At 43.4% G+C, this 13,964-nt stretch carries 11 protein-coding genes and 3 tRNA genes; 8 read left to right on the forward strand and 6 right to left on the reverse strand.

The window, feature by feature from the left end:
• Positions 1 to 88 precede the first annotated feature (88 nt).
• From NG798_RS01105 to NG798_RS01130, 6 genes are all read right to left on the reverse strand, one after another.
• Positions 89 to 880: a Tic22 family protein gene (locus NG798_RS01105; protein ID WP_261219952.1), complete on the reverse strand. Its 792-nt coding sequence runs from the start codon at positions 878 to 880 to the stop codon at positions 89 to 91.
• A gap of 527 nt (positions 881 to 1,407) precedes the next feature.
• A tRNA-Pro gene (locus NG798_RS01110) sits at positions 1,408 to 1,481 on the reverse strand.
• A gap of 194 nt (positions 1,482 to 1,675) precedes the next feature.
• On the reverse strand, positions 1,676 to 1,945 hold the full coding sequence (locus NG798_RS01115; protein WP_261219953.1) for an HNH endonuclease: 270 nt from the start codon (positions 1,943 to 1,945) through the stop codon (positions 1,676 to 1,678).
• 306 nt (positions 1,946 to 2,251) lie between these two features.
• Positions 2,252 to 3,295 (reverse strand): pentapeptide repeat-containing protein, encoded by a 1,044-nt coding sequence (locus NG798_RS01120; protein WP_261219954.1) that lies wholly within the window; start codon positions 3,293 to 3,295, stop codon positions 2,252 to 2,254.
• 256 nt (positions 3,296 to 3,551) lie between these two features.
• Entirely contained in the window at positions 3,552 to 4,109 is a 558-nt protein-coding gene (locus NG798_RS01125) for a hypothetical protein (protein WP_261219955.1), read from the reverse strand.
• A gap of 1,556 nt (positions 4,110 to 5,665) precedes the next feature.
• Positions 5,666 to 6,844 (reverse strand): histidine kinase, encoded by a 1,179-nt coding sequence (locus NG798_RS01130; RefSeq protein ID WP_261219956.1) that lies wholly within the window; start codon positions 6,842 to 6,844, stop codon positions 5,666 to 5,668.
• 768 nt (positions 6,845 to 7,612) lie between these two features.
• Here NG798_RS01130 and NG798_RS01135 point away from each other — a divergent pair.
• From NG798_RS01135 to NG798_RS01170, 8 genes are all read left to right on the forward strand, one after another.
• Positions 7,613 to 9,229, forward strand: a complete 1,617-nt coding sequence (locus tag NG798_RS01135; protein WP_261219957.1) for a DUF2079 domain-containing protein — start codon at positions 7,613 to 7,615, stop codon at positions 9,227 to 9,229.
• A gap of 173 nt (positions 9,230 to 9,402) precedes the next feature.
• Positions 9,403 to 10,587 (forward strand): glycosyltransferase family 4 protein, encoded by a 1,185-nt coding sequence (locus tag NG798_RS01140; RefSeq protein WP_261219958.1) that lies wholly within the window; start codon positions 9,403 to 9,405, stop codon positions 10,585 to 10,587.
• A 315-nt stretch (positions 10,588 to 10,902) separates the two neighbouring features.
• Entirely contained in the window at positions 10,903 to 11,085 is a 183-nt protein-coding gene (locus NG798_RS01145; protein ID WP_261219959.1) for a radical SAM protein, read from the forward strand.
• A 32-nt stretch (positions 11,086 to 11,117) separates the two neighbouring features.
• Entirely contained in the window at positions 11,118 to 11,318 is a 201-nt protein-coding gene (locus tag NG798_RS01150) for a hypothetical protein (RefSeq protein WP_261219960.1), read from the forward strand.
• A 429-nt stretch (positions 11,319 to 11,747) separates the two neighbouring features.
• Positions 11,748 to 11,846 (forward strand) — tRNA-Lys (locus NG798_RS01155).
• 24 nt (positions 11,847 to 11,870) lie between these two features.
• Positions 11,871 to 12,926 (forward strand): hypothetical protein, encoded by a 1,056-nt coding sequence (locus tag NG798_RS01160; RefSeq protein WP_261219961.1) that lies wholly within the window; start codon positions 11,871 to 11,873, stop codon positions 12,924 to 12,926.
• Positions 12,927 to 12,999: 73 nt separating this feature from the next.
• Positions 13,000 to 13,073, forward strand: a tRNA-Leu gene (locus tag NG798_RS01165).
• A gap of 289 nt (positions 13,074 to 13,362) precedes the next feature.
• Positions 13,363 to 13,890 carry a hypothetical protein gene (locus NG798_RS01170; RefSeq protein ID WP_261219962.1) on the forward strand — a complete coding sequence of 176 codons (528 nt, stop codon included), beginning with the start codon at positions 13,363 to 13,365 and terminating at the stop codon, positions 13,888 to 13,890.
• Positions 13,891 to 13,964: the final 74 nt, after the last annotated feature.

Here is a 13,964-nt window from a genome sequence, read left to right on the forward strand (position 1 = left end):
GCCAGGGGGGATCTTTGTGGTCATCTGATTAGAAAAAATCAAGACAAAGAACAAAAGACTATTGCCAATTGACAAAAGTGATTTAGGGTTAGCGGGGTGCTTGCTGACCGGCAGGCAGTTGGGCTGGTGCTTGACCCTGGGCCGGCATTAAAGAGCGGACAAATTCAACAGACTCGCGGGGAGGAATTAAAATGATTTGATTGAGTTGAGGGTCATTGCTTTTTTGCAAAGTTTCAATAATCCCTTGGAGATCCACCACTTTAATTTGGACTTGATTAGCTAAATCAGGTTGCTGTTGTCCAAAACGGGTAATCATCCCCTGTAAATCTTCTTTATTAAAGAAAATCGGGATAATTTGTTCGTTACCTTGTTTGATGGTTAAATAACCTTTGTCTGCTCCGCCGGTGGCAATAAACATGGGGACGCCGTTAAATTCGCTAACTTGTTGACCTTGCTGGCGAAGCAAAGCTAAGGCTGAGTCAACTTGCTGTTTCATAGGAACGTAAGCAACGGAGAGTTGTTCTGGCTTAGCTTTGTTATCTTGATCCATTTTGTACACTTCCGCCAGAGACACCGGAACGACTTTAACTTGTTGAGCTAACTGCGGATTTTTACTTTTTAACTGATCGATAAAGGCTTGTGCATCTTGCATACTAATGAATACACCAGCCACCGAAGTTTGTTTGCCTTCGTTGGGAACATTAGCGATGAGGGGAGAGCCTTGAGCATCGGTAATGGTAAACACCGGCACCGGGCGGAGTTTTTCCATAATTTGTTGCTCTGAAAGTGCCAGCGCTCGCATTGTTGGACTGAGGGAAGAAGCAAAAAAGGTAGTGCTAACTAAACCCAATACGGCACTCCAGCGGATTAGTGATTTCATATTTTCTCCTACAATTGAGCTTGGGATACAGATGAGAGAGAGCGTCTAAAGATTAGTGCTGAGAACGTTGACGAGAGTTGCTGAGCATTTGTTTGGTAGCTGCTCTAATGATGAGCATTTCTTATGCTGAGTCAGGTTTGAGAAGCTAGTTTAGCTTTTCACGGTGCCGAGATTTTTTGCTTTAAGAGTAGCTTCAGAAATATTACGGCTCGCTCAAGCGCCTGGACTCGGAGATTGTGCAACCTGGTTCATAGAATAACTTGAGTTTGAGGGTTATGACAGGATAATTCAACAAAGACAGATTTTTGAGACGTCTCTCGATAAATCATTTTGGGTTTATAGGCGACAAACAAGCCAAAATTACCTCTTCCTAGAGCGTTGGTTTGATCAATCAATGCTACCTGACTTGCTGCAATAGCTGACAGTTCCAGAGAAAACTTTGGCTGGTTTTGGTTTAAATACCGGCCTTTTGTTTATTGTGTTTAGTTGTTGTTTATTGTTAGCAGGCTGATTGTGCTACAAATAAATCGGGATGACAGGATTCGAACCTGCGGCCCCCGCATCCCAAATGCGGTGCGCTACCAAGCTGCGCTACATCCCGTAAGTGCCTTTTTTTATTTTATGGCATTTTGACGTTAAAACAACGCTGTTGTTGATTTGTTTTGAAATTCCCTTTAGCAACGCTGTTAGGCGTTTTGAGGAATTTTTATCAAAGCTTAACTATTATAGCACAGGCTTAGTGGGTTTGACAAGAGGTGCTGAGTTTTTGGCTTTTGACTGTGGCGGCTTGACAAGTTAGGTTTTATGCCGGTGGACTTTGACACGCTTATCGGGTTTTTGTTTTTTAACCCAGGCAATAAATTTTTGTAATTGGGGTTCGGATTGGAGTTTTCCGAGGGTGTTGAGTTCGGTGGCGAGGCGTTTGTTGTCAAAAAGCGTGTGAATTTGACGGTGACAGGCTGAGCAAATTTCGATGGTGGGGCCGTGTGTGCCTTTTTTTTGTTTGGGGATGAGGTGATGAACGGTTAATTGTTCGATTTCTCTTTCACACAGTTGGCATTGCATGGTTTTTTCTGACTGGCCGGTGTAAAAATTAAAGTCTGAACGGCAGTTGAGGGGAGTTTTGCTAGTTTTTAGTTTAAAAAATTCTGAGAGTGGGTTGTTTACGGCTATCGCTACCACTGAGAATAAGTTTGTTGGACGGATGGATTTTTCTCAAAAAAAACCACAGATCAAGAGGGTGTTCCTGTGGTGCCGCCTTGAGCCTGGGTGATAAAGAAACCTGGGAAGAAATTAAAAAATTGAGGTTTTTTTTACAGAAGATTAAACAGCGGCAAAGTTTTTGACCGGCGGGAATCTTTATTTTTTGAGTCAGCCAGTGTAAGTTTTGCCGTTCGGTAAGATAGCACCCTTAAGAATGAGATTTCGGCGGTCTGCGTTCATGGTGTTGGCTTTGGAAAGGTTGGCATTACTGAGGTCGGCTCCGTATAAGTTTGCTGAGATTAATTGAGCATTGGTGAGGTTGGCGGCGATCAGTTTGGCGTTGCTGAGGTTGGCTTGAATTAAATAAGCACCGCTAAGGTTTGCCAAACTTAAATCTGCACCGCTGAAGTTGGAGTCGGTGAGCAGTTTTCCACTCAAGTCTACGCCACTGAGGTTTGCGCCGCTGAGGTTGATGCCGCTGAGGTTTGCGGTTTTGAGACAGGTTTTGCTTAAATCAGTGTTGCTCAAGTTGGCTTTGCTCAAATTGGCTCCAATGAAGGAGATTTCGCACAAGTCGGCTCCGCTTAAGTTGGCTCGCAACAGGTGGCTATTGTTGAGGTTGGCTTGCTTGAGAGTTGCTCCTGTTAAGTTGGCTTCGGTTAAGTTGGCTGCGGTTAGGTTTGCTTGTTTGAGTTTTGCTCCACTCAGGTTAGCGTTACTGAGGTCGGCGCCGGAGAGGTCAGATTTGCTGAGGCTGGCATTGCTGAGATTGGCGTTGTTAAGCTTGGCTTTGCTTAAAGTTGTCCCAATTAAGTAACTTTGATTGAGCTTTGCACCGGTCAGGTTGGCACGGCTGAAATTTGCGCCGGAAACATCTGCTTTGCTAAGATTTGCATCGGTCAGGTTCGCTGCACTCAAGTCGGCCCAGTTTAAATGCGCTCCGGTGAGGTTTGCTTTGGTTAGGTTGGCTCCGCTGAGGTTGGCTCCGCTGAGACTTGCTCCTCTGAGGTCGGCGCCGGTGAGGTTGGCGTTGCGGAGGTCAGCTTTGCTTAAACCGGCTCCACTTAAATAGGCTCCTCTAAGGTCTGCTCCGCTCAAATCTGCTTTGCAAAGGCTTGCTCGGCTGAAGTCTCTGGCCCCATCAGCATATTTTTCTAAGATTTCTTCTCTGGTAAAGCTGGGTCTGGTTTTTGTGGTTAAGTCTGCTAACATACACCCGTCTCTATTTGATATTTTTTTATTATTCTTTTGGGATCATAAAATATTAAGGGCTGTTTTTGAAACCGCGTAACCCCTGAATTTTAAATTAAAATTTGCAAACGTTAGTGCAAAAATTACTAAGCAGCGGAAAGCTTCTAAAAGCTTGCCTTTCCGAACAAAAAAAGGATATTGCTGCTGCATAAAGAGGTTAATAAGGGGTCTAACCTTCTTAAAAGTACGGATATACTTAAGTAAATTTACGGAAATATCACGTTTGGCTCATTGTAATTTCTCGATCTCTGCATTCGTCGCCGTCGGGGCCATCGGGATGAATGGCGCAGATCAGCAAGCTGTTTCCGTAACGTTGGCCGTGATAGTATTTGCATTCTTGACAAGTTTTTGGGCGAGGGTTAGGCCAGCTTTTGTAAATTTGTGAGCGGTAGTCGGGGCTGTTGGTTGGGCTGTTGGCTTCTTGAATGCCATAGTGTATTTGGAGTCTTTCGATGATTCCACCGGCACCTGTGATGGCGTTACGAAGGTTTTCTACTAGCGAAAGTAAGGGTAGCTGCATTTCAATGGAAAGGTGCCGGTGCAAGCCGTCGGTTTCGGCAGCACAGCGGACAATGCTACCGCCGGTTTGATCTAAAACTTGGGATATTGCTACGGCTACTCTGGTGACTGACATACAGCATCCTGATATGTGGATGCGTCCGGTGTCGGTTGAGGCTGTGATTGTTAAGGTCGCGGGAATAATTAAGGGCGATTGTGTAGCGTTGCTTGCGGCTGCGGAGGCCGAGGAAAATTGGTGCAAATGAAAATCAGACATTAATTTTTTTGAACATCTGATCGTATTTTTAGTGGGACGAGTTGATCTCTTTCATCCCTCGTAAGATAGATATAAGGCGGGTGAGGTCTGACATTATTTTTTGATGCCGTTTTTGGGGTTTTTTCCAGCACAATGATTGTTCTGGCCAGTGCAATATTTTGGCGATAAACTTTGGATTTCTTTGATCCCAATAGCTTTTTAGTGAAAGCTTATAGAGGTATTTTCGCCCTTGTCTTCTGCTGATAGCCTGGTTATTTTAGAGTTTTTTGGCAATTTCTTCCTTAGTTTTGCTTGAAGATTATTTAAAAATACGGTTTTTAACGCCTTCTTCGTGGAAGGTGGGCAAACACAAAATCACTGCTAAAAGATTTTACCACTAGCCAAGCGAGTTAAAGCGAGGAAGGCGGAAAGTTGCTTTGTTAAAATTGTTGGGATAAAGCGTTTTTTAAAATAACAATATTTTGGGTCGAAATAGCAGTAAGAAGGCAGTTTTTTGAAAGCTAACAACTTGAAAGAGAGAAAATTAACCATTTAGCGCTAATCACATATAAAGTTTCATAGGTTTTGGTGAAAAAATGATGATTTTTATGTTCTCTTGAGAGAGATGGGTCGGGAAAAATACTTAATAAAATCAAAAAAGCTTTATTTAGGAAACAGACATTAGGCTGAAAAGTCGATTTTGATTAAAAAGGTGGCTGGAAAGTAAAAGAAAGCAAACAGTAGGAATCTAAATTATAAAACTGAGAAGAAATCAAATACGAGAAATAGAAGGATGGGATTTTTGGAGGTTTGATGGGGTTGGCAATGAGGGAAAGGCGGGCGCGAGTGATTGTAAGATTTTGATGCTGACAAATGCCTTGAAGATTGGCGAGTTGGTGTGAGGTTGGCAATGGCGATAAAAATTAAGGGTAAAAATGGTGATTCAGATGAAAACGATTGGCCCCCAAAAGCCGGAATGTAGGCACAGTAGTGAGCAGTATGGGCGGAATATATCGAAAGATAGAGGAAAAACTGAGAGTGCGGGTGGTGGACTATATCTAAAGGAATAGAGAAGACTGAGGGATGGAAAAAGATGATTGTTGGGGTTAATTTCTTGAAGCTTGATTATAAAATTAGGTAAGGGATGTAGGCTTTCTGGTTGCCGCAGTTAGGAAAGCCCAAATAAAATTTTATTACAAGAAGAAAATTAAATTGTCAATGATTTTGATCAGGCTGGGGGGCGTAAATAATCACAGAGTAGATAAGAATTGGGTCACTTACAAGTTAATAAGGCTTCTTTAATAGTGAAACAAACGAGTTTAGATAATCATCAAGGAGATAGGCCAATGAAGGGGCATCTGCAAAAAGAATTATGGGGTGATTTTTTACAGCCCTTGAGTTTAGAGGAATTGTTTGCGGAAATTTTGATGAGTGGGGAAATTAGACGGAGGGATTGTTATCGGTTGAAGTTAGCGCTGCTGAACGATTTTTTGAGTGAAGAGCACCATGCGATTATTACACGCCTGCTGTATAGTGTGCGGCGTGGAACAATCAAGGTTATTGATGAAGGCGAAGTATTAACGTTGATAAACCGGCAAAGTAAAGTGAAAGCAACTGCCAGAACTGGGACTAGAATCTACCCATATTTGACCGTGATGAGCGCGGATAATTCGCTGACATAAAGAGAGGCCAATGCCGTAGCCTTCCTCGGTTGTATCGCGCTGGAGGCGGAAACGGTCTTCAAAAATTTGCTTTTGAGATTCTTCGGGAATGCCTTTGCCGGTGTCGCAAATGGTGACTTGTACTCTTTGGGTGGTGCGATGGAGGGCCGAAACCTGAATTGTGCCGCCTTCTGGCGTGTATTTATTGGCGTTGTCGAGTAAATTCATCATTACTTGGTGGATTCGTTCGGGGTCGGCATAGACAAGGGGTAAATCGGAGGGGAGGTCGGTTTTGAGAGTTTGAGATTTAGCATTCAAACGGTTTTTAAATTGCTGAATGACATCTAAGCAAAGGGCGATTAAATCTAGGCGTTGAGGTACAGAAGAGAAACAGGCAGTGGCCCCTCGGTCGGCTTCTAAAAGATCGCCGATCATGCGCTCGATGGTGCGGGTTTGGGTGCGAGCGTGTTTGAGTAATTGGGTGGTTAAGGCTGGGGGGAGGTTAAAGCGTTGGGGTTCGTGGGGTTTGTAATGGGTTTCGAGGGTTTCGATGGCGATGGAGACGGCGGTTAAGGGGTTGCGCAGGTCGTGGGCCAGCATGGCGATGAGCCGGTCTTTAAAGTGTAGTTGTGCGGAGAGTTCTTCGTTTTCTTGTTTGAGGCGAAAAATTTCGTCAGACAGCCGCATCATTTCTGCGGAGCAACTGATGGAGCCGGCTCCCATATCGCGGAGGTCGTCGAGTTGTAGGGCTTCAGTTGGGGGATGTTGCTGAGCGAGGTATTCTTCGGCGGAACGCTGCCAGCGAGACCAGCAGTTTTCTAACTGAGCAATTATGTTGCTGCCGGCGAGGGTTTGTTTGGGTTCGGGATGGATTTTGATCAGCGATGGTGTGGCAATGAGTTTAAAATGTTCGGCTAAGTATGGTTGTTCGCCGACATCGATTACTTGAAGGTCAAAGGGGTATTGAGTTTTAACTTGTTGTAAGTAGGTGCGAATTTGTCGAATGTGCTGCCAGGAAATGGGACGCTTATCGACAAAAAGCAATAGCTGTAAAGGGGCTTCGGAGTTGGTGGGTTGCTCAGGTGGTGCTAACATCCAATCACTTTTGAGCAGGAATCAGGGGGTTGTGTGGGTTTCTTTAAGGCGAAGCGACCATTGAGCTAGTGGTTGCTCAGAGGTACTGGGGTTAAGGAAACAAAAAACCCTCCTACCACAATAACTGTATTTCCTCTCCTTTTGGTAGATATTTTTTAACTATTTATAAGTTATGAGGTTAGGAGTTTGAAGGGTACGCCTGCACGGTACGGTCAGATCGTTTGCTGTTTGATGGGTTGGTTGGGGTATGAGGGGACAGGGTTGTTGATTGGCAAGCCTAGACGGTTGTGGAAATGGAGTTAAGTACAAGCACTTAATTATTTGTAGGATGGTTTTAGCGTAAGCCTTACCCATCAAAGCCTCGATAGTGTTGGGTTTCGTTCCTCTACCCAACCTACATTACACCGTTAGTTTAATTAAGTTGACTTACTTATTGGTTTATTGATTTATTGATTGGGTGGCATTGTGACCCATAAAATGATACCAATCTAATTGGTGTCTGACAATCCTGATAATCTGGCGCTGTTGCAGGTTGACCGGCTGTGGTTAAAAGTTGGATGAAACTTTTTAAAACGGTTGGGGATTTTTTGAGGACACCTTTACCTGTGGAGTGGGAGATTGTCTGTGAATGTGAGTTGCGGTTAGTGATGCGAAACTTCTTCGGGTTTAACTGGTTTGGGTTCAAGCTAGGTTATTGAGCAGGAGTGAAGTTAAATCTCAACAAACAACAGATAAAATGTCGGCATAGTTTGTGAAAGTGAGTAAGTGATGTTGCTGCATTTGAAAAAAAATCCGAGTTTGCGGGTTGTTGTGATTACGGCGAGTTTGTTTTTGGTGCTTGGTCTAATTTTTACGTTACACCGGCATTTTAGTTTTTATTCGTCCTATGACCAGGGGATTTTTAACCAAGTTTTTTGGAATAATTATCACGGTCGTTTTTTCCAAAGTTCGCTTTCTTCGGCTTTGTCTACGAATAGTGTTCATGCTGGGGAAGTTCCAGAGGTTTATTATCACCGGCTGGGTCAACATTTTACACCGGCTTTGTTGCTGTGGTGGCCGATTTATGCTTTGTTTCCCAATCCTGCTACTTTATCGGTGCTTTTGGTAACAATTGTTACTGCGGGTGGGTTGGTTTTATATGCCCTGGCTAGACAGCATCTTGAGCCGCCAATGGCTGCAAAAATTACGGTGAGTTATTATGCGGCTAATGCGGTAATTGGGCCTTCTTTGGGTAATTTTCACGATATTTGTCAAATTCCGCTTTTTGTTTTTACGTTGCTGTTGGCGATGGAAAAACGCTGGTGGTGGTTGTTTTGGTTGATGGTGCCGCTGACTTTGGCGGTGCGAGAAGATGCGGGAATTACGTTGTTTGGTGTTGGCGTTTATATGGTGCTTTCTCGGCGTTTTCCTAGGGCCGGTTTGGCGCTTTGTGTGGTGAGTTTTGGTTATATTGTGGCGCTGACAAATTTGATTATGCCGTTGTTTTCTGAGGATATTTCTCGCCGGTTTATGATGGAACGGTTTGGGCAATATGCGGAGGGAGAAGAAGCTTCAACGGTAGAGATTTTGTGGGGAATTGTTAGTAATCCGTTTCGGTTTGTTGTGGAGTTGGTGACGCCGTTTTTTCCGACGGTGAAATATTTGGTGGGTCATTGGTTGCCTCTGGCTTTTGTGCCGGCGGTTTCTGGGCCGGCTTGGATGATTGCTGGTTTTCCTTTGTTGAAGTTGTTTTTGAGTCAGGGGGAGTCTTCGCTTTCAATTAATATTCGCTATGCGATGAGTGTGATTCCGGGGTTGTTTTATGGTGCGATTTTGTGGTGGTCGCAACATCAGGATGTGTTTAAAAAACGTTCGTTTCAAAAGTTTTGGACTGCTTGCCTTTGTGTGTCTTTGTTTTTTAGTTTGGTGTCTAGTCCAAATCGAGTTTTTTATTTTGCGATTCCTGATTCTTTTCAGCCTTGGGTTTATGTTTCGCTTCCCCGTCAGTGGCAGCAGGTGGGAACTATTCGCTCTTTTATGAGCCAAATTCCTAGTGATGCGAGTGTGGCGGCGACGACTTTTATTATTCCGCATTTGTCGGGCCGGCGGGAGATTTTGCGTTTTCCGTCTTTGAGTTTACGAAATGATAAACGGGAGGTGATTCGGATGGATTATGTTTTGGCTGATTTGTGGAATTTGCAACAGTATCAGGTGGCTTTTAAAAATGACCGGGAACGCATTAGAAATATTGTGCCGGTTATTGATCAGGTGACTGGTAATGGGGAGTACGGAATTGTTGGTTTTAAAGATGGGGTAATTTTTATGCGTCGGGGGGTGGCTTCTCAGCCGGAGGCTGTGCGGGGGTGGTTGGCTTTTCGCAAGCAGCTTGAGCCGGTTTTGCGTTGAATAGAATTTTTTGCGGACGGGGGGATTTAGGGATTGGGGTGTGTTTTGTTGTTTCTGTTCCTCTCTCAAGGCATTTCCTTCGGCTTGGCTTTTTTGTGTCATGCTGGAGAGAGGATGGAAATCAAAATTAATCAATCTATCTAAAGTTGTATAAATGGTTGAGATTAAAGACGATGAAGATTCTTGCTTTAAGTTGGGAATTTCCGCCGCGAATTGTGGGAGGAATTAGCCGTCATGTGGCGGAGTTGTATCCTGAATTAATTAAGTTAGGTCACGAGATTGATTTAATTACGGTTGAGTTTGGCAATGCTCCGATGTATGAGGTGGTGGAGGGAATTCGTGTTCATCGGGTGCCGGTTGGGGATAGCTCGAATTTTTTTGAGTGGGTTGGCAAGATGAATATCAGTATGGGAGATCATGCTGGTAAGTTGATGTTGGAGGAGGGGCCTTTTGATATTATTCATGCACATGATTGGTTGGTTAGTGATGCTTCGATTGCTTTGAAGTATCTTTTTAGAGTGCCTTTGGTGGCGACAATTCATGCGACGGAACATGGCAGATATAATGGGATTTACAATGATGAACATCGGTATGTTAGTAATAAGGAAAAGGATTTAGTTTATCACGCTTGGCGGGTGATTGTTTGTAGTGGTTATATGCGTCGTGAGGTGGCTTGGGCTTTAAATAGTCCTTGGGATAAGGTGGATGTTATTTATAATGGAATTCGCCGGGAAAAGAAGCCTCGCTGGGATGAGTTTGATGCTTGGAGTTTTCGCCGCCGTTTTGCAACTGATGAGGAGAAAATTGTTTATTATGTGGGGCGGATGAGTTATGAGAAAGGGGTGGCGGTTTTGTTAAGTGCTGCGCCGAAGGTTTTATGGGAAATGGGGGGTGATGTTAAGTTTGTGATTATTGGTGGGGGAAATACTGATCATTTGAAAAAAATGGCTTGGGATTTGGGAATTTGGCATAAGTGTTATTTTACGGGTTTTATGCCGGAGGATGATTTAAATAAGTTTCAGGCGATTGCTGATTGTGCGGTTTTTCCAAGTCTTTATGAGCCGTTTGGAATTGTTGCTTTGGAAAGTTTTGCGGCGCGGGTTCCTGTGGTGGTTTCGGATGCTGGGGGTTTACCAGAGGTGGTTCAGCATACTAAAACGGGGGTTGTGACTTGGGCGGGAGATTATAATTCTTTGGCTTGGGGAATTTTACAGGTTTTGAAAAATCCAAGTTATGCTAAGTGGTTGGTTGAAAATGCTTATAGGGATTTGGAGCGGTTTAAGTGGGGTGAGTTGGCTGTCGCTACTGAGGAGGTTTATGAGCGGGTTGTGCGGGAAAGAAAGGATTTTGTTTGGTAATTTCTCCAATAATCTTAATTCCCCTAGCCCCTCTTCCCTGACAAGGAAGGGGGGTAATTTTTTTGGTGTAGTGGCTTGTAATGTGGAGGGCTGTATTGGTTATAAGCTTTGCAGGACAAGGGTTATAAGCTTGCAAAAAAAAATTTTTCCAACCTCTTGACAATTTTGTAGTATGCTGTGTAGTATGTAAATGTGGCAAACAAAGGCAAGGGCGAAAAACTCTGCGGATGTGGGCCGGCTGAACCTTGAAAATTTAATAAGAATTGGGCAATTTTAAGGCACGTCAATTTATAAGTCCCGTTGGGGGACTTTCAGATGATGTTGTTACTTTTTGTGAGGCTGTTTGGTTTAAATGACCGGCCAAAACAGCCTGGTTTTAAGAGTTCCGATGTGGATTTAGATCCGAGTGGTTCTACCGGCCTCTACTCAGGAAATTTGGGTGAGGAAATCCAAAAAGTCGGAAAGGTGTATCGTTTGGAACGAAGGTTTTTGTTGTAAGAATTTTTGAAAATTTAAGAGGAGGTGTCAGCATGGTTCATATTCGCTTTGACGGGCGTTCTTATGATGTGGCAGAAACGCAGCTTGGCGTTAATGCTTCGATGAGTGACACGGCGATTAAAGAACGTCTGGCGCAACATTTTGATGTTAATCACAATCGCTTTGAGTCTTATGTGGTTGACCGGCGCCCCGGTGGGGATTTAATTATTCGTCCTGAAGCGGTTTATGGCTAAATCTGGCGAGGATTTTTGAGGCCGGCGTACCCTAATAAAAGCAGCTTACAAACGCTTTTGGTAATTGGAACGAAAGTTCTTTGTGGGTTCAAATCCCACCCTCTCCGTTGTTTGGAGAGGTGGCAAAATAACGCTGCTTTGACTTGTACGCCGGCTTCTATAGCCATTGACGTAAAAAGGTTTTCTTGGTTTGAAAAATTGCCTTTCGCGCCCTAATTTAGAAAGCTTACATACTAGCTCACTGGTAGAGCATTACCCTCTTAAGGTAAAGGTTACAGGTTCGACCCCTGTGTATAACACCATAGCTTTCTTGACTTGCGCGGGGGGACTTTTCATGCTGATAGTAAACAATTTTAAATTCCTGTTTTTGCCTCTGCGTTTAAAGTTTAAAATCCCAAAATTTTCACTTCGCGCCCTAACTGAAAAAGCTTACATACTAGCTCAGTGGTAGAGCACTCGACTCTTAATCGATTTGTCACAGGTATGCGCTTACGCGCACGCTACGCGAACAAATCCTGTATATGTGATCATGGCTTTTTTAACTTGCGCGAAGTGACTTTTATTTGGGTGAAAGATGAGAGGTTTGGCGGTGCCGGCAACTGGATTTTGTTAACCCATAAAAGCCAGTCAAAAGAAAGAATGAGCGAACACCGCTTAAATGAAATTGTGATTGAACGGCCTCGCAATGGTATGAGGTTGAGTTCAACAAAGGTTAAAGGTTTTCAAAAGTCTCTGTACAAACTAACAAAAATTGCCACCGAAGATGGTTTGTTGAGTCCGTATTTGATTAAGACAAGAACTCGGACAAAATATCTGTCGGATCATTTGGGCCCGTTACGCCGGCTTTTACGTTCTAAGGTGGGGAAACCTTGGGATGAGGTGTATAGTGAATTGCGGCGGAGACTTGATTTTAATACTGTAACCGGCTTGCACGTTCTGTCTCATGTTTGGGATTTTGTCTATAAGGATGTGGAGATTATTGACGGGGAGGTTTATTTGAAAGCTGGAAGCCGGCGCTTTGGAGGCGGATTTGGTGGCCGGAGAGATCGTTTTTATATCCACCCTGAAACCGGCATTCTTTGTTTTTTTGAGTCAACTCCCTCGATATGGCAGCCCAAAACAGCAATCAGAAACGAGAAAATTGTTATTGATGCTTACCACGAATATCAAAAGATTAATGATTTTTGGTATGAGGTGGAGTTTAAGGATTTTCCGCCGGTTCTGATTGCAAGGGATGTGATTTTGGAAAAACAAATTTCTCGCCGTGAGTGTTGGTGTTTTTACCGCAAGGCTGTTTATGCGGTTAAAAAACAATTGTGCCGGCAGGATGAGTTGAAGTTTTTGCAATCTCTTGATGAGCAAAAGTTGAGTCTTGGGGTTGTGAAAATTAATGATTACTGCCAATATCGCTTAATTGATGATCGGTGGTATGTGGTGACGCTGGCAGATTTTCCTAGGCCGGTGGTGTTGCGAGATGTTGTGATGAAGGAAAATATCACTATCTATCAGGCAAATTGTTGCTATGGCCGGTCTGTTTATGCAGCACACAAACGCCAGTGTAGTAAGAAAGAAATCCAGTTCATTATGTCGGAGTTAGTCGGCGGTTAAAACCGGCATCTACACGAACAAAGTCCCTAACGGGACTAGGCGAATAATCACTTCGCGCCCTAACTAACAAAGCTTACATACTAGCCAAATGGAAAAGGCGCTTGATTTAGGTTCAAGTATATGTGGGTTCAATTCCTGCGTATGAAACAACGGCTTTGTTAACTTGCGTGAAGTGATTTTATTTCTGTTACCTGTTGCAAAAACCATTTCAAGAAATTTACAACTTTCTTGCTCCTTTTTTCAGCCGAAAATTACCACTCCGCGTCCTAACCGGCAAAGCTTACATACATACTAGCCGAATTACAGGCGCTTGACTCAAGATCAAGTCTCGCAAGAGATTGTGGGTTTAATTCCCACGTTTGTAAACAAGGCTTTGCTGACTTGCGCGGGGTGGTTAATTTTTAATTTAAAAAATAGGTTTGTGGAGGGTAAAGTTATGGCAAATAATACAGGAATTTTAGAAAAAATTAAACGCTTAACCGACCAAGAGAAAGGGGAAATGGTGCAGCGAATTCAGGAAACTTCGATAACGAAATCGGCAAAAGTTTGGACAACCGGAGAAATAGATAAATTACTAACGGCTTTTCAATCTGCAACTTTGCCGAGAAGTGAGTGGAACCATGAGGCGCATTTAATTGTTGCTTTGTGGTATTTGCAGAATTATCCAGAAACGCAAGCAATCAACCGCATTCGTTATGGAATTCAAAGATATAACCGCCTTTGTGGCATCAAAACAACAAAGGATAATGGCTATCACGAAACCTTAACGCTGTTCTGGATAAAAATGGTGAGTTGTTATCTTTTAAAAACTGATCAAGCTCGTTATTTTGAACAAACAGCGAGGAGTTTAATTGAAAACTTGGGAGAGGTTTATTTGCCTTTCAAATATTACAGTCGGGAACGATTGTTATCTTGGGAAGCTCGCATAAAGTGGATGGAACCTGATTTGAAAAACTTTGCATAAAATGATAGTTATCGCCGCGCCCTAACCTAAAAAGCTTACATACCCTTTCCCGGTAATAGAAAAGCTTTTTTGAC

Source organism: Ancylothrix sp. D3o (assembly GCF_025370775.1).
GTDB lineage: Bacteria > Cyanobacteriota > Cyanobacteriia > Cyanobacteriales > Oscillatoriaceae > Ancylothrix.

Bases quoted from the DNA above. Each gene is read 5' to 3' on its own strand.
- NG798_RS01135 (WP_261219957.1), top strand. From the start codon at position 7,613: ATGTTGCTGCATTTGAAAAAAAATCCGAGTTTGCGGGTTGTTGTGATT.
- NG798_RS01145 (WP_261219959.1), top strand. From the start codon at position 10,903: ATGATGTTGTTACTTTTTGTGAGGCTGTTTGGTTTAAATGACCGGCCA.
- NG798_RS01125 (WP_261219955.1), bottom strand. From the start codon at position 4,109: ATGTCTGATTTTCATTTGCACCAATTTTCCTCGGCCTCCGCAGCCGCA.
- NG798_RS01150 (WP_261219960.1), top strand. From the start codon at position 11,118: ATGGTTCATATTCGCTTTGACGGGCGTTCTTATGATGTGGCAGAAACG.
- NG798_RS01115 (WP_261219953.1), bottom strand. From the start codon at position 1,945: ATGCAATGCCAACTGTGTGAAAGAGAAATCGAACAATTAACCGTTCAT.
- NG798_RS01140 (WP_261219958.1), top strand. From the start codon at position 9,403: ATGAAGATTCTTGCTTTAAGTTGGGAATTTCCGCCGCGAATTGTGGGA.
- NG798_RS01120 (WP_261219954.1), bottom strand. From the start codon at position 3,295: ATGTTAGCAGACTTAACCACAAAAACCAGACCCAGCTTTACCAGAGAA.
- NG798_RS01170 (WP_261219962.1), top strand. From the start codon at position 13,363: ATGGCAAATAATACAGGAATTTTAGAAAAAATTAAACGCTTAACCGAC.
- NG798_RS01130 (WP_261219956.1), bottom strand. From the start codon at position 6,844: ATGTTAGCACCACCTGAGCAACCCACCAACTCCGAAGCCCCTTTACAG.
- NG798_RS01105 (WP_261219952.1), bottom strand. From the start codon at position 880: ATGAAATCACTAATCCGCTGGAGTGCCGTATTGGGTTTAGTTAGCACT.